This is a genomic window from Deinococcus roseus (genome assembly GCF_014646895.1).
Lineage (GTDB): Bacteria > Deinococcota > Deinococci > Deinococcales > Deinococcaceae > Deinococcus_C > Deinococcus_C roseus.
Genome location: NZ_BMOD01000005.1, coordinates 45,125 through 64,384, shown reverse-complemented (window position 1 = coordinate 64,384; position 19,260 = coordinate 45,125). Strand labels below are relative to the sequence as shown.

Annotated in this window: 18 protein-coding genes and 1 tRNA gene; 3 read left to right on the top strand and 16 right to left on the bottom strand. The window is 56.6% G+C overall.

Annotated elements, in window-relative coordinates; genetic code table 11:
• Positions 1 to 110 precede the first annotated feature (110 nt).
• Positions 111 to 2,048, top strand: a complete 1,938-nt coding sequence (locus tag IEY52_RS08945; RefSeq protein ID WP_189002338.1) for an HD domain-containing phosphohydrolase — start codon at positions 111 to 113, stop codon at positions 2,046 to 2,048.
• Between the two features lie 293 nt (positions 2,049 to 2,341).
• On the opposite strand, the gene IEY52_RS08940 is transcribed toward IEY52_RS08945, so the two are convergent.
• The 6 genes from IEY52_RS08940 to IEY52_RS08915 form a co-directional block, all read right to left on the bottom strand.
• Positions 2,342 to 4,855 (bottom strand): phosphoenolpyruvate carboxylase, encoded by a 2,514-nt coding sequence (locus IEY52_RS08940; protein ID WP_189002337.1) that lies wholly within the window; start codon positions 4,853 to 4,855, stop codon positions 2,342 to 2,344.
• Positions 4,855 to 5,619: a TIGR00282 family metallophosphoesterase gene (locus IEY52_RS08935; protein ID WP_189002336.1), complete on the bottom strand. Its 765-nt coding sequence runs from the start codon at positions 5,617 to 5,619 to the stop codon at positions 4,855 to 4,857. Before IEY52_RS08935 ends, IEY52_RS08940 begins: the two co-directional genes overlap by 1 nt.
• A gap of 229 nt (positions 5,620 to 5,848) precedes the next feature.
• On the bottom strand, positions 5,849 to 6,541 hold the full coding sequence (locus IEY52_RS08930) for a metallophosphoesterase (protein ID WP_189002335.1): 693 nt from the start codon (positions 6,539 to 6,541) through the stop codon (positions 5,849 to 5,851).
• Between the two features lie 72 nt (positions 6,542 to 6,613).
• Positions 6,614 to 6,690: transfer RNA gene (locus IEY52_RS08925), tRNA-Pro, on the bottom strand.
• A gap of 20 nt (positions 6,691 to 6,710) precedes the next feature.
• Complete coding sequence (locus IEY52_RS08920; protein WP_189002334.1) at positions 6,711 to 7,190, bottom strand: regulatory protein RecX; 480 nt, start codon at positions 7,188 to 7,190, stop codon at positions 6,711 to 6,713.
• The gene (locus IEY52_RS08915) at positions 7,169 to 8,485 is read right to left on the bottom strand and encodes an MATE family efflux transporter (protein WP_189002333.1); all 1,317 of its coding nucleotides are present in this window, start codon (positions 8,483 to 8,485) and stop codon (positions 7,169 to 7,171) included. The genes IEY52_RS08920 and IEY52_RS08915 overlap by 22 nt, the downstream gene beginning before the upstream one ends.
• A gap of 345 nt (positions 8,486 to 8,830) precedes the next feature.
• On the opposite strand from IEY52_RS08915, the gene rpsT reads away from it, so the two are divergent.
• Positions 8,831 to 9,106 (top strand): 30S ribosomal protein S20, encoded by a 276-nt coding sequence (rpsT, locus tag IEY52_RS08910; protein WP_189002332.1) that lies wholly within the window; start codon positions 8,831 to 8,833, stop codon positions 9,104 to 9,106.
• A gap of 62 nt (positions 9,107 to 9,168) precedes the next feature.
• On the opposite strand, the gene IEY52_RS08905 is transcribed toward rpsT, so the two are convergent.
• The 7 genes from IEY52_RS08905 to IEY52_RS08875 all read right to left on the bottom strand — a co-directional run bounded on the left by IEY52_RS08905 (position 9,169) and on the right by IEY52_RS08875 (position 15,660).
• Positions 9,169 to 9,795: an NAD(P)-dependent oxidoreductase gene (locus IEY52_RS08905; protein ID WP_189002331.1), complete on the bottom strand. Its 627-nt coding sequence runs from the start codon at positions 9,793 to 9,795 to the stop codon at positions 9,169 to 9,171.
• A 74-nt stretch (positions 9,796 to 9,869) separates the two neighbouring features.
• Positions 9,870 to 10,289, bottom strand: a complete 420-nt coding sequence (locus tag IEY52_RS08900) for an Rrf2 family transcriptional regulator (RefSeq protein WP_189002330.1) — start codon at positions 10,287 to 10,289, stop codon at positions 9,870 to 9,872.
• 48 nt (positions 10,290 to 10,337) lie between these two features.
• On the bottom strand, positions 10,338 to 11,258 hold the full coding sequence (locus tag IEY52_RS08895) for an alpha/beta fold hydrolase (RefSeq protein WP_189002329.1): 921 nt from the start codon (positions 11,256 to 11,258) through the stop codon (positions 10,338 to 10,340).
• A 53-nt stretch (positions 11,259 to 11,311) separates the two neighbouring features.
• Positions 11,312 to 11,662, bottom strand: coding sequence for a histidine triad nucleotide-binding protein (locus tag IEY52_RS08890; protein WP_189002328.1), 351 nt, complete (start codon positions 11,660 to 11,662; stop codon positions 11,312 to 11,314).
• Positions 11,631 to 12,614 carry a methylmalonyl Co-A mutase-associated GTPase MeaB gene (meaB, locus tag IEY52_RS08885; protein WP_189002327.1) on the bottom strand — a complete coding sequence of 328 codons (984 nt, stop codon included), beginning with the start codon at positions 12,612 to 12,614 and terminating at the stop codon, positions 11,631 to 11,633. The genes IEY52_RS08890 and meaB overlap by 32 nt, the downstream gene beginning before the upstream one ends.
• Entirely contained in the window at positions 12,601 to 14,736 is a 2,136-nt protein-coding gene (scpA, locus tag IEY52_RS08880; RefSeq protein ID WP_189002326.1) for a methylmalonyl-CoA mutase, read from the bottom strand. Before scpA ends, meaB begins: the two co-directional genes overlap by 14 nt.
• A gap of 60 nt (positions 14,737 to 14,796) precedes the next feature.
• Positions 14,797 to 15,660: a MerR family transcriptional regulator gene (locus IEY52_RS08875; protein WP_189002325.1), complete on the bottom strand. Its 864-nt coding sequence runs from the start codon at positions 15,658 to 15,660 to the stop codon at positions 14,797 to 14,799.
• Positions 15,661 to 15,783: 123 nt separating this feature from the next.
• Between IEY52_RS08875 and IEY52_RS08870 the strand changes: the two genes are divergently transcribed.
• Entirely contained in the window at positions 15,784 to 15,963 is a 180-nt protein-coding gene (locus tag IEY52_RS08870; protein ID WP_189002324.1) for a hypothetical protein, read from the top strand.
• A 133-nt stretch (positions 15,964 to 16,096) separates the two neighbouring features.
• On the opposite strand, the gene IEY52_RS08865 is transcribed toward IEY52_RS08870, so the two are convergent.
• From IEY52_RS08865 to IEY52_RS08855, 3 genes are all read right to left on the bottom strand, one after another.
• Positions 16,097 to 17,317 (bottom strand): DUF4139 domain-containing protein, encoded by a 1,221-nt coding sequence (locus IEY52_RS08865; RefSeq protein WP_189002323.1) that lies wholly within the window; start codon positions 17,315 to 17,317, stop codon positions 16,097 to 16,099.
• A gap of 98 nt (positions 17,318 to 17,415) precedes the next feature.
• The gene (locus IEY52_RS08860) at positions 17,416 to 18,753 is read right to left on the bottom strand and encodes a hypothetical protein (RefSeq protein ID WP_189002322.1); all 1,338 of its coding nucleotides are present in this window, start codon (positions 18,751 to 18,753) and stop codon (positions 17,416 to 17,418) included.
• Between the two features lie 56 nt (positions 18,754 to 18,809).
• A complete protein-coding gene (locus IEY52_RS08855; RefSeq protein WP_189002321.1) occupies positions 18,810 to 19,241 on the bottom strand; it encodes a hypothetical protein in 432 nt (143 codons plus the stop codon).
• Between the last annotated feature and the right edge of the window lie 19 nt (positions 19,242 to 19,260).

The window sequence follows — 19,260 nt, the reverse complement described above, 5'->3', positions numbered from 1 at the left end:
AGATGCCGCAAATAGCATAATATACCTTTAAGAGGCTTCATGTCTGTACAGGCAGGTTCAATGCCCGTCACATCAGAAAGCTGTTCTCAAGGCACATTGGCAGGAGGACCATGAAGCAAAATGTTTTTACAATCCTGCTGGTCAGCCCTGCTTCGCCTCCCCAGTGGATGCCCACAGACATCCAGTTGATCTGGCAGAGCGGGCTGGAGGTGGTCCCGTCTGAAAAAATACACCTGCTGATGGTGGATCTGCAAGCATCTCCCCAGGTGATTCAGCAAGCCCGTTCAGTTTTCCCGCTGTGTCCCACCATAATCCTCGGAGACAGTGCTGCACAAGCAAGTTGTTTAAGCTTGGAGCTTCCACTGGAGCATTTCGAGGGCTTCACCCCCCAGCTGTACCAGCGTTTGTTGATGCTGCACCAGCAACACCTGGAGCTGAACGACGCCATCAACCAGGAACTCAACAACCTGAACCTGCAACTGCTGCAGAACGGCACCGAAGATTTTTACAGCACCCTGGTGGAATGTGCCGTGCACCTGGTGCCTGGTGCCCAGGCCGGAAGCCTGATCGGGGTGGATCCGGATGGGCATTACACCTTCAAAGCTGCCCAGGGTTACGATCTTCCTGGCTTGCAACGCATCCGTTTTGCTCCCCACCAGGTGATCGGAGCAGAAAATGAAGTCCCACGGGCAAGCCGCCTGCTGAGGTTTCGGGAATTCAATGCAGGCCGCCTGGACCCCGAAATCGAAAGCATCCTGCGAAGTTCTGGACGCATCGATGAGATTCAGGTCAGCCTTTCCACCCAGGTGAGGGTGCACCAGAAACTGGCGGCCATTTTAAACCTGGAAAACTTCGATTCCGAAGAGGCCTTCACCTCCGAATCGGTGCGCATTGCTGAGTCTTTTGCAGACCGGGCAGCCCTCCTGATGCAGCGCTACATGCTGGAATGGCAGGTGCAGGAGCGGGCACAGCGTTACAAGCTGCTCAGTGAGCTCTCTGCAAAAATCGAAACCCTGATCCAGCCCAGTGAGGTGGCAGAAACCGCCCTGGAAACCCTGATTCAGCTCACCGGTTATGATTTGTTTGCTTACTATGAACGGCTGGCCCACGGCTGGCAGTTGCAGGCTTACAGGCATGCCGTTCCGCTGCCTTTTGATCCGACCCTCTTGATGAATGTCAATTTGCAGGACTTTGAGCGCCTGCCCCGTTCGGTGATGGCCCGTGAGGTGCTGGACATCCCGGATTTTCAGCAGGTGGTCAATCCCAGCCCTGACCTTCATCAACTGGGCCTGAAAAGCGTCCTGCTGGCCCCCGTGCAGGTGCAGCAGAAAGTGATGGGGGTGATGGTGCTGTGCACCCTCTCAGAACACCGGGAAGCCAGCCGCAATGAAGTTCAGGTGGTGCGCTTCATTCTGGGCCGCCTGCAAAATGCATTTGAACGCCGCACCTATCTGGAACAGGTGGAGTCCACGCGGGAAGCCACCCTGCGTACGCTGGGTCTGGCCCTGGAATACCGGGATTTTGAAACCAAAGGCCATACAGATCGGGTGGTGGATCTGTGTGAACGCTTTGCCCTGCGGTTGGGCCTGCCAGAAGAGGACCGCACCTTCCTGCGCTGGGGCGCATATTTGCACGATGTGGGGAAAATTGGCATTCCAGATTCCATTTTGCTGAAACCCGGCAAACTGACCCCGGAAGAGCGCCTCAAGATTCAGGAACACACCCTGATTGGCGCGGAAATCTGCATGCAAATGCCCCTCCTGCCAGAAGCCACCCGCGATGTGGTGCGCAGCCACCATGAGTGGTGGGATGGATCGGGTTACCCAGACCAGTTGCTGGCAGAGCAGACCTCGCTCCTGGCCCGCATTTTCACCATTGTGGATGTCTTCGATGCCCTCACCACCGAGCGGCCCTACAAAGAAGCCTGGAGCATCCCGACCACGCTGGTGCACATGGAAAAGCTTGCAGGCAAACAGTTTGACCCTGCCCTGCTTCCCGTGTTCATCGACCTGATTTGTGACCTGTATGGGGTGAGCCGGGTGCCCTGAAGCATTTGTCAAAAGCAGGGGTGGAAAAGGCCTGCTGAGAAGTTTACAGTTTGCAGTTCACAGCGAGATGAATCCTTTGCACGCTTTTCAAAGACCAGGGCTCCAGAGGGCACCAGAACCTTCATGTGGCTTGCGTCTTTTCTGGGAGAGCTTGAGGTGCAGATGCAAGAATGTTCTTGAAAGGGTGTTTTTTGCATTTGTTCTAGCTCGTGAAATAAATATCTTTTAAATCTGAGGCCACAAAAAAACGGGGCACATGGCCCCGCAGAATGTTTCTGGAGTTGCTTCTGAAATCAGCCCGTGTTGCGCACTCCAGCAGCAATCCCCTGAATAGAGAGCAGCAGGGAACGTTCCAGAGCGCTGCCTTCCATGCTTTCCGGGGGCAGGCTGCGGAAACGCTTGAGCAATTCCACCTGCAGTCTGTGGATGGGTTCGATGTAAGGGTTGCGCAGCAGGATGGACTTTCTGAGGTTGGGCTCGTTGTCCATGATCTCCCCTTGCACCACCTGACGGACCAGTTCCAGGGCTTCCTGGTGGGCCTGCTGGATCTTCTGGCCCAGTTCAGGGAGGTGGGGTGCCAGGTTCAGGTAAGCCTGGAAGACCATCATGTCGGTCTTGGCAAGGCTCATCTGGGCGTTGTCCAGCACACTTCTGAAGAAAGGCCAGTTCTGGTACATGTCACGGGCGACCTCCAGATCCATGGTCTTTAAACCTTCCAGCAGACCGTACCAGCCGGGAACGTTGGCGCGGTTCTGGGTCCAGGCCATCACCCAGGGGATGGCCCGCAGGTTGTGCAGGGTGGCTGGGCCGGGACGGCGCACCGGACGGGAGGCGATGTTCAGGCGGGCAATCTCCCGGATGGGGGTCACCAGTTCAAAGAATTCCAGGAAGTCAGGGTGCTCCACCAGTTCACGGTAGGTTTTCTGGCTGACTTTGGAAGCCCCCTGCATGGCCTTGACCCAGTTTTCAGGCAAATCCTGCACAGGTTTGGCTGCAGAGAGCAGCAGACCATACATGCCCTGCTCCAGGTTTCTGAACGCAATCTTGGGGTGGGAGTACTTGTCTGCCAGCGCTTCGCCCTGCTCGGTGATGCGCAGTCCGGTTCCGATGGTTCCGGCAGGCTGACCCAGGATGGCGCGGGCCATGGGGCCGCCACCACGGCCAATGGAGGTCCCGCGTCCATGGAAGAAACGCCAGGGCACTCCGGCTTCGCGGCACACATCAGAGATCAGGCGCTGGGCTTCATGCAAAGCCCAGTTTGCAGCCAGGAAACCCGCATCTTTGTTGGAATCTGAGTAGCCCAGCATGATTTCCTGCACGTCGTCTGCCAGGATCTTGCGGTATTCTCCGTTGGAGAGCACCTCGCGCATGATCTTGGGGGCATTCTGCAGGTCTTCCAGGGTCTCGAAAAGGGGCACAGGCAGCACCCGCACACCAATTTCACGCGACAGGATCAGCACTTCCAGGAAGTCAGAGACACTCTCGCTCATGGAAACGATGTAACGACCAAAAGACTCCTGGCCGTACTTGCCCAGCGCCTCGCGGATGGCCCTGAGGGGACCCAGCACACTTTCAAGGTCTGCACTGGGAGCGGCTTCTGCAGGCAGCATGGGCCTGCGGGTCTGCAGTTCCTTGCGCAACACATTGACCTTGGCTTCTTCAGGCAGGTCCTGGTAGTTGGGTACGCCAGCGTAGGTCAGGAGTTCTGCCACTGCAGCCCCGGTTTTGCCAGAGTGCTCGCGGATGTCCAGGCTGACCAGGTGGGTACCGAAGGTGCGGGTGCGGGTGATCACGGGTTGCAGGAACACCTGGGCAGAACGCTTCTGGAAGGACTGCTCCAGGGCTTTCTCCAGGTGGCGGATCTGGTCCAGCACCTGATCGCCACGCATGGATTCATTGTTGTGGATGGCCTGCAGCACTTCACGCCAGGGTTCTTCGGCCTTGTATTCGCGGGGGGCTTCCACCCGGGTCTGGTGGTGGCTGAGTGCAGAGAAGGCTTCACGGATGTCTGCCCGCAGCATTTCACGGGCACGGTCTGCGTGCAGGGCCAGCGTTTCACGGGTGACTTCGGGGGTCACGAAGGGGTTGCCGTCCCGGTCTCCTCCCATCCAGGAGTAGAAGTGGTAAGGCAGGCGCAGTTTGGCCTGCTTGCCATACACCCGCTCAAAAGCGCTGCGGAATTCGTTTTCCAGGGCAGGCAGCACGGCACCAATCACTTCGATGTAGTTCAGACCGCCTTTGACTTCATCGCGCACGGTGGGGCGCACGTGGCGCAATTCCAGGGTGCCCCACAGGGCTTCCACATGGGCGGTCACGCGTTCCTGGGCCTGCACATCGTCCAGTTTGGGCAGATCGCGGGCAATTTTGTCCAGGTGGAAGCGCACGGTGCGGCGGCGCATCTCGGTGGGGTGGGCCGTGAAGGTGAGGCCCAGGTGCAGGCCTTCCACCAGGGCAATCACGTCTTCGGCTTTCATGCCCTGCTCTTTGAGGGCCGTGAAGGCTTTTTCCAGACTCTGCTTGTGGGGGCCATCGGAGTTCTCGATTTTGCGAACCCGTTCGTATTCTTCGGCCAGGTTGATCAGCTGGAAGTACATGGAGAAAGCCCGCACCAGGGATTCCGCATCCAGCAGGTTGAGGTCCTTGAAGAAACCCTGCAGTTCGCTGGTGTCCTCTCCGTTTTCACGCAGTTCGATGCTGCGGGTTCGCACTTTTTCCACCAGCTCAAAAAACCGCTCGCCCTGCTGCTCTTTTAAGACGGTCCCCAGGGCGCGCCCGAGGGTGTTGACATCCTGATTGATGGTGCGCATTACTCTTCCTCCGTGTGCTGATAACGCTCGATGTGCTGGCACTGGTTGTTGTGAACATGCAGGACCACGCCGTTGAGTTGCGCCCGTCCTTCTGCCGTGCTCCAGCGCACCGGGATTTTGTCGACAAATTTGGAAATGGGTCCGTCTGGAGCGGCTCCAATCACACTGTTCAATACGCCCGTCATGCCTGCATCGGTCTGGTAGCCGGTTCCTCTGGGAAGGATCCGGGTGTCTGCAGTGGGAATGTGGGTGTGGGTGCCCACCACGCCCGCCACCCGACCATCCAGGAAAAAGCCGTAGGCGGTTTTCTCGCTGGTGGCCTCTGCATGAAAATCCACAAAGATGCTGCCCAGGTCTTCTCTTTCCAGCAGGGTGTTGGTTCCTGTGAAAGGGCAGTCCAGGGGATCCAGCCACACCCGACCCATGGCATTGATCACTGTGATGCGCTCCCCTTTGACCTCGAAGGTGTGCATCCCGTGTCCGGGGGTGCCCAGTGGGTAATTAAAGGGCCTGAGGATGTGGTTGGTCTGCAGCAACTCGTACACTTCCCGGTTGTCCCAGGTGTGGTTTCCCAGGGTGATGCAGTCTGCTCCGGCATCCAGCAGGGTTTTCGCGCTTTCTTTGTTGATCCCGAAGCCCCCTGCGGAGTTCTCCCCGTTGACAATCACAAAATCAAATTGGTCACGGATGGTCGGCAGGTGGTTTTTGAAGATCCGCCTGCCTGGTTTGCCGTAAACATCCCCCACGAAAAGCACTCGTAGCATGAGTCAAACTATAACGTAACTTTCACACCAAGGGAAAATTTGTTTAACGTGCGCGGTATACTGCCCCGTAAAATGGTTTTCCCCGTATCAGACGACAGCCTGAACTGTTGCCCCTGAAGTGGTGTACTTGCTGCGATATTTAACCCACAGAAAAAATATGCATTCTGGCGTTCTGGATGCACAAAAAAACTGGAACCCAGGGTTCCAGTGTCAGACCCAGCAGCCAGAATCACTCTTCCTGCAGCACTTTTGGCACAAACTTCAGGGCATCTGCAGCCACAAAATGCAGCGGAATGCCACACCAGTGTTTGATCAGTTTGTCCTGGTTCACGCCATGCAAATGCCCGTAAACCACCCCATCTGGACGGTGATGCTCGATCAGGCGGGTGAACCCGTTGGGTTCAAAAGCCGCATTGGTGAGGGGATAATGCAACATCACCAGCAATTTTTTACCCTGCAGCTTGCGGGCGGCTTCCAGGGTGAGCCTCAGGCGTTCCACTTCCCGCAGGTAGATTTTCTCGTCTTCGGGTTTGAAGCCCTCGGTGCCAGGGGTGACCCAGCCCCGGGTGCCACAGATCACCGTGTCTCCAAAAACCACGGCATCGTTCTGCAAGGCATACATGCCTGCAGGGAGCACGGCCCGCAGTTTGGAGATGGCAGGCCACCAGTAATCGTGGTTGCCCCTGGAAATCACTTTGATGCCAGGCAGGGCAGCGATGTCCTGCAAGTCCAGCAGCGCTTCTGGGAGGTGCATGGCCCAGGAGATGTCTCCGGGAATCAGGACCAGATCGTCTGGCTGCACGGTTTCATGCCAGCGTTCAAAAAAAATTTGAGGATGACCCGCCCACCCCGGACCGAAAATGGTCATGGGTTTGGGGGTGTGACGGGACAGGTGGGGATCGGCAATGGCCAGAATTCGCATGGTTTCATTCCTGTGGATTGATGCTATGAGGATTGATGCTATGAAAAATCCCCCCAGAGCTGGGGGGGTTGGTGGTCGGGGCGGCGAGATTCGAACTCACGACCCCTTCGTCCCGAACGAAGTGCGCTACCAGGCTGCGCTACGCCCCGTGACCACGGCAAAGGGTAGTTTACCCGTCCAGATCGGCAATGTCAAGCTGAAATTCCTCTTTCAGAAGCTTAAGCACTTTACCGTATTCAAAGCCACGGCGCACCAGAAAACCCACCGCCCGGCGGAAGCCTTTCTCTCCATCCCGCTGCCATTTCTGCAGGTTTCTCTCCATGAGGTCTCGAAGTTCCTGCTCCTCGGATTCGTCATCCCGCAGGGTCTTTGCATTGGCCTTGACCCCTTTTTCATAGAGTTTCTGCTGGATGTATCCTCTGCCCACCCCTCGTTTGCGGGCCAGGGTGCGGGCCACCTCCTGGTCGTTGAGGTAACCATAGCTTTTCAGCAGTTCAATCAGGGCATCTGACTGCTCAGGGGTGGCCCCTCTGCGGATCAGGCGGGTGCGCAGTTCATGCTCAGAGAGTTGCTTCTGGGCCAGTGCCCGGAAAGCGTAGGCCTTGAGTTGTTCCAGTTCCACATGTTTTACAGGGTTTTGGTTTTCCATCGTCCGCTCCAGAAGCGCCACAGGTAAATCAGTGCAATGGCTGTGATGTAAATCAGGGCTCCCATCCAGGCGCCCTGCACCCCGTAACCGTTTTCGGTCAGCAGGTAAGCAGGAAGCACCAGCAAAGACCAGGATCCCAGCACCGTCACCAGCATTCTAAACCGGGTGTCCCCTGCTCCCGAAAGGGCTCCCCCCAGAATGATCGCGATGCCATCCACCACCTGATAGAGCGCCATCACCCGCATGATCTGCACACACAGTGCCACCAGTGCAGGATCATGGGTGAAGAGGTTCACCAGAGGCACAGGAAAGGCAATGAAAGCAACAGCAATCAGGGTCATGAAACTGCCCCCCAGCACCGTGCCCCGCCACCCCACCCGCTGTGCAGTGGTCACACTCTGTTCTCCAATGAAGCGAGACACCAGGCTGCCCGTTGCTGCCGAGAGGGCAAAAGCAGGCATGAACCCGAAACTTGCCATCTGGTTGGCGATCTGGGACGCGGCCAGTTCCAGGGTGCCCAGCCTGGAGATGATGGTCATGAACACCGCAAACCCGGCCACTTCTGAGAGGTCTGCCAGTCCCATGGGAATGCCCAGCCTGAGGGTGCGCGCACTGTCCCGCCAGTGGGGCCACAGGGGGCGCATCACCCCATGCAGTTTAAACAGCACCACAAAACTCACCACGCACTGCACCACCACCGAGATGAAAGCTCCCCAGGCTGCACCTGCCACCCCCCAATGAAACTGAAAAATGAACACCCAGGCCAGCAGGGCATTGAGGATCACGGTCATCCAGCTGAGGATCAGGGGAATTCGGCTGTTGCCCACCCCCAGCAGGAACCCCACATTGAGGATCACCAGCAGGGCAAAAGGCGTTTCCAGCAAACGGATGCGGGCATAGGTCAGCAGGGCTTTTGCCAGTTCAGGCTCGGGGTTGCTGAGCTGCACGATCCAGTTCAGCAGGGGCTGTCCCAGCAGGGTAATGATCAGGGCCAGCAGCACAGAGATCGTGAAATACACCCCGTACCATTTGCGCATCTCGCGGGGTTCATTGGCTCCAAAGGCACGGGCCACAAAAGTGGTCACCGAGTTGGTGTAACTGCGAAACAGCAAGGTGAGGGTGAAAGCATACATCCAGCCCAGACCCACAGCGCCGACCTCCACCTGTCCCAGCCTTCCCATGAACAGCGTGTCGGTCACGCCCAGCATGGAGTAAGCAAGGTTGGAGAGCATCAGGGGCCAGGCCAGTTGGGTCAATTGAGAGGTCAGTCCAGAAGGGGTGCGAGCCGTCGTCACCGGTTCAGCCTACCATCCTGTATACAATCAGGAAAGCGCTTTCATGCCTATTGAAAACCAGCCACCAGAAGTCAGCCTTCAGCAAAAACCCAAAGCAGGTTTCAGCCTGAATCAGCAAAGCAGTTGAACGTTTGACCTGACAGCCACTTCAATGCAAATGGCTGCTCCCTTGCAATATTGGGCATCCTGAGCTACCATTTAAAGGCTTGTGTATTTTTGAATGCACAGGTGCACCCAGAAGTGCGGGTGCGCGCTTGCTGCAAAGCAGTCAGGCGCTCCGTGTTCCCCAGAACTGCGAAAAATGGGAACCGCTCCGGCAAAAGTCCGGAAGAAAGAGAGCAAAACATGCCTTTACGTCACCCTTCTGCACAAAAGCGTCACCGCCAGAGCCTCAAGCGTCGCCAGAACAACCGTTCCAAAAAGAGCGCCATCAAAACCTTCAGCAAAAAAGCCGTTGACGCTGCTGTGAGCGGTGCTGAAAACGCCAAGGAACTGCACAGCTTCGCTGAGAGCCTGATCGACAAGGCCGCCAAAGGCAGCACCCTGCACAAGAAAACCGCTGCCCGCAAGAAGAGCCGTCTGGCCAAGCGCCTGAACAAAGCTGCTCAGCCTGCCCAGTAATCCCATCTGAAATTCAAACCAGGAGGCTTTGGCCTCCTGGTTTGTTGTTTCTGCTTTTTGAATCAGTAAGCGATGGTGAACCTCTGGCGCTCGTGCTTGGGGTCTTCCAGTTCACTGATGACAGCGTGGGCGTAATCTTCCACACTGATGTTGCTGTTTCCGGCAGCATCGGACAGCAACTGGTCTGTTCCGAGGCGGTACTGGGTGGTGCGCTCTCCGGGGGCAATGATCGCAGCCGGGCTGAGGTAGGTCCAGTTGTGGTCGGTGCTTTTCAGCAGTTCCAGGGCTTCACCCTGCTGCTGGGCTTCGTGTTTGTATTCAGCAGGAAACTGGGGAATGTCCATGAGTTTGACTCCGGGAGCCACTTCCAGGCTGCCCGCCCCTCCCACCACAAAGAGCTTCACACCTGCCTGCTGGGCTCCGGCAGCCACCGTTTGAATCACTTCAGGGATGGGGGTGTCTCCGGGTTTGCGGGCACTGACCGAGGCGATCACCACATCGTGTCCTCTGGCAAGGTCTGCCACCTGTTCGCTGCTGGTGATGGTGGCTGGCACCACGCTCAGGCCAGCGGTTTCTTGCAGGGCACCTTCGCGTCTCACCACTGCGGTGACCTCATGGCCTTTGTGCAGGGCTTCTTTGAGCAGGGCGGAACCAACAAAACCAGTGGAACCAATCAAGAGAATCTTCATGGGTGCTCCTTTCAATGAGCAATGAGAGGTCTTTCCTGTAAAAATAAATTTTACAGGTTTTCCAAAAAAAATCTTCACACCTTCTGTCGGGTCAGCTCTTCGGCAAAGTCAGCCAGGGTGATGCCAGAGAACCGCTCTTCCATGGCTGTGCGGGCTTCCAGGAACACCCAGTCCAGGGATTCCTGGATGTTCTGTCCGATGGGACAATCGGGGTTGGGTCGGTCATGCATCCCAAACAGTTCGCGGTCAGGCACCACTGCCCGAAACACGTCCAGCAAGGTGATCTGTTCTGGAGACCGGGTCAGTCTGGAACCAGCCACCCCTGGACGCGTGTGCACCAGACCTGCCTGTTTGAGCTGGCTCAGGGCACTGCGCACCACCACCGGATTCACCCCCACGCTGCCTGCCATCTCTTCTGAAGAAGACATGCGGTCCGGCGTCAGGGCAATCAGGGACAGCACATGCACTGCGACAGCAAAACGGCTTGTGATCATGCCCACCTCCAGACCTGTAATAATTATATTTACAGGTCTGGAGAAATGTCAAGTCTGCAGGTTCTTCTGCAGGGCTTCCAGCAATTCCCCGGTCTGCCAGTAAATCCCGTGGGTGTAGTAATGCCCCTTCAGCAAATCGTTTAAACCGCCTTCTGGATGCACCTGCACATCAAGAACAGGTTGCCCTGAAGCCAGCACAAACATTTTGGAGGCCACAAAAGCCAGGGGGTCCAGAGGTTCCCACAGGTTGATCCAGCGCTTCAACTGGGCCGGAAGCAGGAGGGACTTCCCCTGATAGGCTCCTATGGAAGGTCTGGGATCGATCAGGTGAAAATAGGGGAACTGGCTGCCAAATGTGGTCAGTGATTTTGCCTGCAGGGGAAGGGGACTCCTCAGAATCAGGTCCAGGGCAATCACGCCACCCAGCGAATGCGCCACCACATGCACAGGTTTTCTTGCTGTGCCGTACCCAGATTTTTTCACATCAAAAGCTTTCAGAACCTCCAGAACCCGGTTCTGAATGGTCCTCTGGTTGCGCTGGTACACCAGAATGTCGCCCAGAGAGGTGGTGATCATGTGCCGGTTGGTGACCCTGGCGGTCTGGTACAACTGGGCCAGTTGATTGCGCACCGTCTCCCCTGCTGCCCGGTTGATGGCCTGTTCCAGCTGAGCTTTGATTGGCGCTGCCAGCCCAGGAGAAAGGGTGTTGATCAGGGAAAGCAGATCACCCATCCGGGCATTCTGCACAGAAATGGGAGGCAAGCTGAGGGCAGGTGCAGGATCCAGATCTGGCATGCAGGCGTCCAGATTTTCAGTGTGGGCTGCCAGATCTCCCCAGAACACCGGAAGAAACTGAAAATTCCTGTTCCCAGATGCCTGTTCAAAAGCTTTTTGCAGGGTCTGGACTTCTTTCTCAAATCCTGTTTTGTCGCGGTTGCCAATCCCCTGAATCACCAGAACAGGTTCCATCAAAGTCCTTTCAAAAAACCTGCCTTTTACAAGGCAGGTTCGGCAGAAGGGTTTTATTGGGCAGCGTCGGTCAGGTGTTCGGCTTCGGATTTTTCTTCCCAGCCCCCCATGATGTGCACGTGGGTGTGGAACACCACCTGCCCGCCTCCTGCGCCCACATTGACCACCAGACGGTAATCGGTCAGGTGCTCACGGGCCACTTTGTTGGCGGTCAGGAACAGTTCTCCCATGTGCTGGGCATCTGAGATCTCATCCAGACGGCTGGAAAACCGTTTGGGGATCAGCAGCAGGTGCACGGGGGCTTTGGGGGCAATGTCCCGAATGGCGATGAACTGCTCGTCTTCGTAAACGATCTGCGAGGGAATTTCGCGGTCAATGATCCTCTGGAAAATGCTTTTCTCCATGGGTGTCCTCCAGCAAGAGATGTGCAGCGTTCAACGGGTCCATTGTGCCTGTTCTGGCCTGCTGGCGCAAGGCTTCGCGTTTCTGGGGGTTCACCTGCGCCTGAAAATGCAGCCACACCAGCTGTTTCAGGTGCTCCTCAAACCACGCGGCCTGCTGGTCCTGCCTTTTGTGCAAGAGGTCTGCAGCGTGTTTTTCACGCCAGAGCTTCAGATGCTCCCAAACCTGAGCAATGCCTTTGCCTTGCAATGCACTGATCTGCAGCACTTTTGCCGCTGTTTTTTGCAGCCTGAAGGCACTTTCCAGCTGCACCTGGGTCAGGTTGGCCTTTTCGGGCAAAAGGTCGGTTTTGTTGATGAGGACCAGATCCACCAGTTCCAGAATGCCCCTTTTGACCGCCTGCAGGTCGTCTCCAGCATTGGGCAGGGTCAGCATCAAAAAGACATCGGTGAGGCTGGACACCAGCGTTTCCGATTGGCCCACCCCGACGGTCTCGATCAGGATGACCTCAAAACCTGCTGCTTCACAGGCCAGCATCACTTCACGGGTGTGCAGGGCCACCCCTCCCAGCACCCCTGCACTGGGACTGGGGCGGATGAAAGCCTCTGGACGGCTGGACAGCTTTTCCATGCGGGTCTTGTCTGCCAGAATGGACCCGCCTGAAACGCCTGAACTTGGGTCGATGGTCAGGACAGCCACTTTCAGATTCTGCTGGATCAGGTGCAACCCAAAAGCCTCAATGAAGGTGCTCTTCCCTGCTCCGGGCGTCCCACTGATGCCGATCCTCAGGGCCTTTCCGGTGTATGGGAGCAGCTGTTGCAACAGGGCTCTGGCCTGCTCTTGATGTTCTGGTTTGCGGCTTTCCAGCAATGTGATGGTGCGGGCCAGTGCCCGACGGTTCCCCTGCAACAACTGAGCAAACAGATCAGGACGGTGCAAATCAGGACTGGGCATCTTGCAGCAAATTAAGGAGGTCCTGGGCAGCGTCCATCACCACCGTGCCCGGTGTGAAAATGGCGGAAACCCCGGCTTCGTACAGCAGGTGGTGGTCTTGCGGCGGAATCACCCCTCCGGCCACCACCAGAATGTCACCGGCCCCCTGTTTCTGCAGTTCTGCAATCAGGTCAGGCACCAGCGTGAGGTGTCCTGCAGCCTGCGTGGACACCCCCACCACATGCACATCGTTCTCAATGGCCTGACGTGCTGCTTCTTCGGGGGTCTGGAACAGGGAGCCCAGGTCCACATCGAAGCCCACATCTGCCAGACCTGTGGCAATCACCCTGGCCCCCCGGTCGTGTCCGTCCTGCCCGAGTTTGACCACCAGAATTCGGGGCCTGCGTCCAGTGCGCTCCTGAAATGCCTCTGTCTGTTTTCTGAGGTCTGCAATGCGTTCCTGGTCTGCATAATGGCTGGCGTACACGCCGGTCATGCTTTTCACCTCTGCACGGTAGCGGCCAAAAGCGTGTTCCAGTGCAGTGCTGACTTCTCCCACCGTGGCACGCACCCGCATGGCCTCAATGCTCAGGGCCAGCAGATTCCCTTCTCCAGAAAGTCCAGCCTGTTCAAGGTTTTTCAGGACAGCATCAACTTTCTGGCTGTCCCGTGATGACCGGATCTGTTTCAGGCGGGCAATCTGCTGTTTTCGCACTTTCACGTTGTCAATCTGCAACACATCTACAGGGGTTTCACTGTCCAAACGGTAGCGGTTGACCCCCACAATCACATCCTGACCGCTGTCAATGCGGGCCTGTTTGCGGGCCGCACTCTCCTCGATGCGCAATTTGGGAATGCCCTGCTCCAGCGCTTTTGTCATGCCCCCCAGGTTTTCCACTTCTGCGAGGATCTTGCGTGCCTCCTCTGCCAGATCATGGGTGAGGGTTTCCATGAAATGGCTGCCCCCAAACGGGTCCACTGTATGGGTGATGTCTGTTTCTTCCTGCAAAATCAGCTGGGTGTTGCGGGCAAGGCGGGCACTGAATTCGGTGGGCAGGCCCAGCGCTTCATCAAAAGCATTGGTGTGCAGGGACTGGGTACCCCCCATCACAGCCGCCATGGCCTCAATGGTGGTGCGGATGATGTTGTTGTATGGATCCAGCGCAGTCAAACTCCAGCCTGAAGTCTGACAGTGCGTTCTGAGGGCCAGACTCTGGGGGTTTCTGGGCTGAAAAGGAGACAGCAGTTCTGACCACAGCAGCCTTGCAGCCCGCAGTTTGGCCACCTCCATGAAGAAATTCATGCCCATCCCGAAGAAGAAACTGAGTCTGGGGGCAAAAGCGTCAATGTCCAGACCTTTTTTGAGGGCTGAACGCACGTATTCCAGGCCATCTGCCAGGGTGTAAGCCAGTTCCAGGGCCGCATTCGCTCCGGCTTCCTGCATGTGGTACCCAGAAATGGAAATGCTGTTGAACTTTGGCATGTGGTTCGCGGTGTACTCGATGATGTCAGAGACAATCCGCATGCTGAATTCTGGTGGGTAAATGTAGGTGTTCCTCACCATGAATTCTTTCAGAATGTCGTTCTGGATGGTCCCGGAAAGCTGCGCCTGCGAGACCCCCTGCTCCTCGCCCGCCACAATGAAAGACGCCAGCACCGGAAGCACCGCCCCGTTCATGGTCATGGACACGCTCATCTGGTCCAGCGGAATGCCCTCAAAGAGGATTTTCATGTCCTCGACAGAATCAATGGCCACACCCGCTTTGCCCACATCTCCGGTCACCCTGGGATGGTCTGAATCGTAGCCCCGGTGGGTGGCGAGATCGAAGGCCACCGAAAGCCCCTTCTGACCCATGCGCAGGTTCTCACGGTAAAAGCGGTTGGATTCTTCAGCTGTAGAAAACCCTGCATACTGCCGGATGGTCCAGGGCCGGTGGGTGTACATGGTGGCCCTGACCCCACGGGTGAAAGGTGGCAACCCGGGAAGAGCCTCCTGCTGGGGAAGGTTCTGCTGGTCTTCTGCCGTGTAGAGGGGCCTGATGGTCACACCTTCAGGGGTGGTCCGGTTCAGGGTTTCGGGGCCATTGCCCCGCAGTTCTTTGCGGGCGAGGTCCTGCCACGCTTGCCTGTTCAATTTGTCCATACGTCTAGACAGAATATAACCCATTTTCGCAGGCTTGCCCATGAAAGCCGCTGCAACCCCTCACTGCAAAACAGCCACCTGATACTGGACACGGGTGATCCAGCCATCGGCATCCGGGGTGTCCTGAGCCCCCTTCAGGTAGACCTCCCGAATGCCTCCCAGAAAAGTCATGTTGTTCTTCTGCACGTATTCCAGCATGGCCTGATGCACCAGATGCAAGGGCTCATAAGGACCCAGATGGGTGAGGGTCAGGTAGGTGCCCGCAGGCATTTCCCTGAGCAAAAACGGGCTTTTCACCTCTGCATCGCCCTCAACAGCATAAGCCAGCTCAATTTCAAAGGGATCGTCTATGGGACACACCTTCGTCACCATTTCTGGCTTGAAGAGGTCCTTCTGGTCGTTGATGAACACGCTGCGCAACTCCATGTACGGAGACACCACCTTCAGACCCTGCTCTTCTGCATAATGCAGCAACATTCTGGAGGTCCGTTCACGGGTGGCCTCAATCCCTGCAAGCCCGGTCATCAGGCCCAGGCTCAGGATTCTGCTGGGAGGTTCCTGTTCCAGCGTGGGTCTGATGTCCTGGTGGTGCATGGACACCCGATCCAGATGCTGCAAGGTGCGCTGCAGTTCCTCAATCTGCAGCCTCAACCTGTGCCGGTGCTGCTCGATCACCTGCTCCACCACTTCATCCGTGCCAGAAAGGATTTCCCGGATGTTTTCCAGGGGCACATCCAGAGAACGCAACAAGCGGATTTTCTCGGCGTCTTTCAACTGTTCTGCAATGTAAAAACGGTACCCCGATGAGGGATCCACAAACTGCGGCAACAGCAACTGGATCTCGTCGTAAAACCTCAGGGAACGGATGGAAATCCGACTGAGCCTGGAAAAATTACCGATGGACAGAAAACCAATCTCACCCATGCACACCCACTCCAGCCCTGAGCATACAGGTCTCACACCGTGTGAGGGTCAAATGTTGCTTCTGGTGCCGTTTGACCCTCACACCACCGGAGACCCCAATCTGGATTCAGAAGGAGATGCACCATGTTTGAATCCCAGAATTACCTCGCCCTGCAAGCCGTCCAGAAAACCATCCAGCAAGAAAGCCAGCACCAGCAGGATGAACCAGCCCCATCCCTTCGAGGAGCATCGTCCTGGTTCAGCACATGGTTCGGAACCAGACCCTCCAAACGCACATCCAGAAAACCCCTGCGTCGGGCATGAAACCAGGGCATCCTGGCAACAGAAAAATCGGAAAGCAGAAGGCAAGTTATGCTTCTGCTTTCCGCTGTATGCCTTTAGCACTCGGCTCTGCGCTCCTGGCTCTCGGCTTTCTGCTTTGTACTTGTGGATCTGGTTACTTGTAGATCTGGGTGATGGTGTAGGTGTAGGTGCGTTTCTCGCCAGCGTTCAGTTTGGGTTCGACCAGCACACCTTCGGTGGTGGCTTTGACATTGCCCTTGATCTCGAACTTGCCAGAGAGCATGTCTTTGAACTGGGCCTGCACGGCGCGTTTCTTGTTGTTCTTCAGGGTGAGGGTGACGTTGTAAACGGCCTTGCTGTCGTTCTGGGAAACGGTTTTGACATCCCGTTTGAAGCTGACATCGGCGTCTCTGCCCAGGTTCAGCAGGGTTTCCCTGTCGGCGGTCAGGTCAGGGACCTGGGCCTGTCCAAGGATGCGGCCATCTTCCCGCACGGTGATGGTGCCTCTGGGCAGGAATTCGCTGCTGGTGAATTTGTACATGCGGCTCAGGTTGCCCTCGGTGGTCTGGGGGTAGAAGTAGGTGTTGGCTGCCAGATAAGGGGTGACTTTGGTCTGGGGTTTCACGAAAGGCAGGGTGTAGGTGCCATTGGCCGCCAGGGTGAAAGGCTGAGAGAGGTCGTAACGGTAAAGACCGCCTGCTTCGCCCTGTGCCTGGATTTCATTGGCGGTGGACTTGTCCATCATGGCTGCACCTTCCCGGACCATGGGCATGGGGGGGTTGTAGCTCTGGTTGAGGTTGACATCTCCCCCGAACAGTTCGGTGTTGTCCACGGTCAGTTTGCGTCCCGTGTTGTTGGTGATGTCTGCCCAGGCGGCAAAGGTGTGCCCGGCATCGGTGATGTTGAGGTTGTAACGGGGATTCCAGGTGATGCCCTGGGTCAGGTAACTGAGGGTGCCTTTGCCTGGTCTGGAGACCAGGAAATCCACCTGATAGCTGGGAAGCTGGGGAACACTCAGATACTCGATGCTGCGGGGATCACCGTAAAAGTAACGTCCGGTTTTGAGGTCTTTCAGCAGGAAGTCTTCTGCACGGATCACTTCGGCTTCGATGGTTTCATTGCCTTTTTGCACCAGCACCTTCTGGCCTTCCAGGGAACTGATCACCTGGCGACTGGTCTGGTTCAGCACATCCAGACCTTCCAGGGTCAGGCTGCCTGGAAGGATCTGGGCAAAATGTTCAATGGGCAGGTTCAGGGTGTAGTTTTCGCTCACCTGAACGTTTTCACGGATTTCTGCGAATCCGGGGTAAATGCGCAAATCGGCGGCTTGTGCAGAGGCCAGCAGGCCCAGGGCAATCAGTGCAAATCTTTTCATGAGGTCAGCTTAACCAGCCATCGTGAAGTTGGATACACAATCTGCTTCAGGTTGAATTAAGGTTGGATTTCACCCGCTGCTCATGGCCAGATCAGAAATCAGTAAGGTCTCTCGGTTTGCAGTTTGAATTGCAGGGTTTTTTCTTCTTCTGGCTGCAAAATTCCCTGGTATCCAAAATTGTTCTCTCTGACCACTTTTCCCTGATCTTCCAGCACCACCCAGGTTCTGCCCAGAGCATTCATGCTTTCTTGATATTCCACGTTCACCGGGGCATCTTTGAAGCTTTTGAGGACCACAGTGACCAGATAAACCTCGCGGATGCGGTCCAGGTTGTTCACCTCCACCCGTTCCTGGGAAAGCATCTGAATGGTGCGATCGTAAGTGACTTCGGGAGCACTGCCCACCTGCACAGAGAGCTCCTTGCCTTTGGCAGCATGGGCAATCACACTTTCCCCTATGAAGAAGTCCTCATCTCGCACTGTGAATTGACCCCCCAGCAGGAATTCAGGGGCTTCAAAACGGTACACCCGGTCCAGCAAGCCTTTCTGGTTGCCATAAGAAAAGTTCTGGATGTGGGTCAGCACCCGTTTGACTTCCGGAACATCTGCATCCTGCAAGGGCAAGGCATAGGTGGCTCTGGAGGGAACCTCAAACACCTTGCTCACCTCGTATTTGTAAATGCCTCCAGCTGTGGCCTGGGGCACCGAGACCGCTTCCTGGGCCACGATGGGCGCTGCGGCCATGTCTGCCAGTCCGTCGTATGCTTTGTTGTAATAGGCCTGCGGCGCATACCCTCCACAGCTCGGGAACTTCTGGGCAGGTCGGTTCACATCTCCCCCGAACAGGTCTGCATGGTCCACCTTGAGGGTTTTTGCGGTCTGGTTGGAAACCTCAGCCCAGGCACGCAGGGTGGCGCTGTCGCCTTCCACCTCCAGGGCATACAGCGGTTTCCAGGTCACAGCTCCGGTCAGGTAATGCAGTTCTGGCTGGTCGGTCTGACCCAGTTGAAACTGGTAGGCCACCTCGGTCTGGTCCTGAAAGGTGGAGGGGGCCTCAAAAAATTCCAGTGATGCAGCGGTGGTGGTGTAGTAGCGCTTTGTCACCTCGTCCTGCACCAGCAGAACCTGACCCTCAATGCGCACAACGATGGCGGGATGCACCCCATAGCTGTCTTTCACGGCCACCCGTTTTCCTTGCAACTGGGACAGCCAGGGCACTGTGCGGGTGGTGACCAGGTAAGATTCCACCTCTGCATTTTTCAGGCCAATGGAACTGGGAAACACCTGACAGAGGTCGTTCTGGTCAATGGTGAAGGTGTACTGCCCGTTTTGCGGGGTCACCTGCTCCAGAACCTCGCTGAATGTGGGGTAAATGCGGTAGTCGGCAGCCTGCGCTGCGCCTGACAGGACCAGCAGGGTCAAAATGTGTTTTTTCATGTTTTCAGCATAGAAACTGCACGGTGAGGATCATGCTGTTGGCATGAGAAAAACCTTCAGGTGACTGGACTCGACCTCAGCAGCTCAGGGTGCTGTTCTTTCAAATCTTCCAGCTCTTCCCTGGCCTCCTGCTCGGTGTGGCGGTTGTTCCTGAGGCCCTTGCTGACCGCCCTGAGCTGCCCGGCACAGGCTTCCGCGGTGGTGATGCGTTCGGTGAGCCGGGCCTGCTGGATCATGGTGGTGCAGAGGGTGCTGAGCAGGGTCAGAAGCCCCACAGCGCCACAGGTGAGGCTCCAGCCGGTTTTGCCTTCTCCCACAATGGCCCCCTGTTTGACAGCAGCGTAGGTGGCAATGGCGGTGGCCAGAAACCCTCCAATTGAACTGACAGTGGTCAGCAGGTTGTAAGTGCCCCGCAACCGCTGAATCAAATCCTGCACCTGCTGAAGATGAACCCTGAGCCTTTCAGATGTGTTTTCTGCAATGGTCATGTGCTCCCCCGGGATGAGA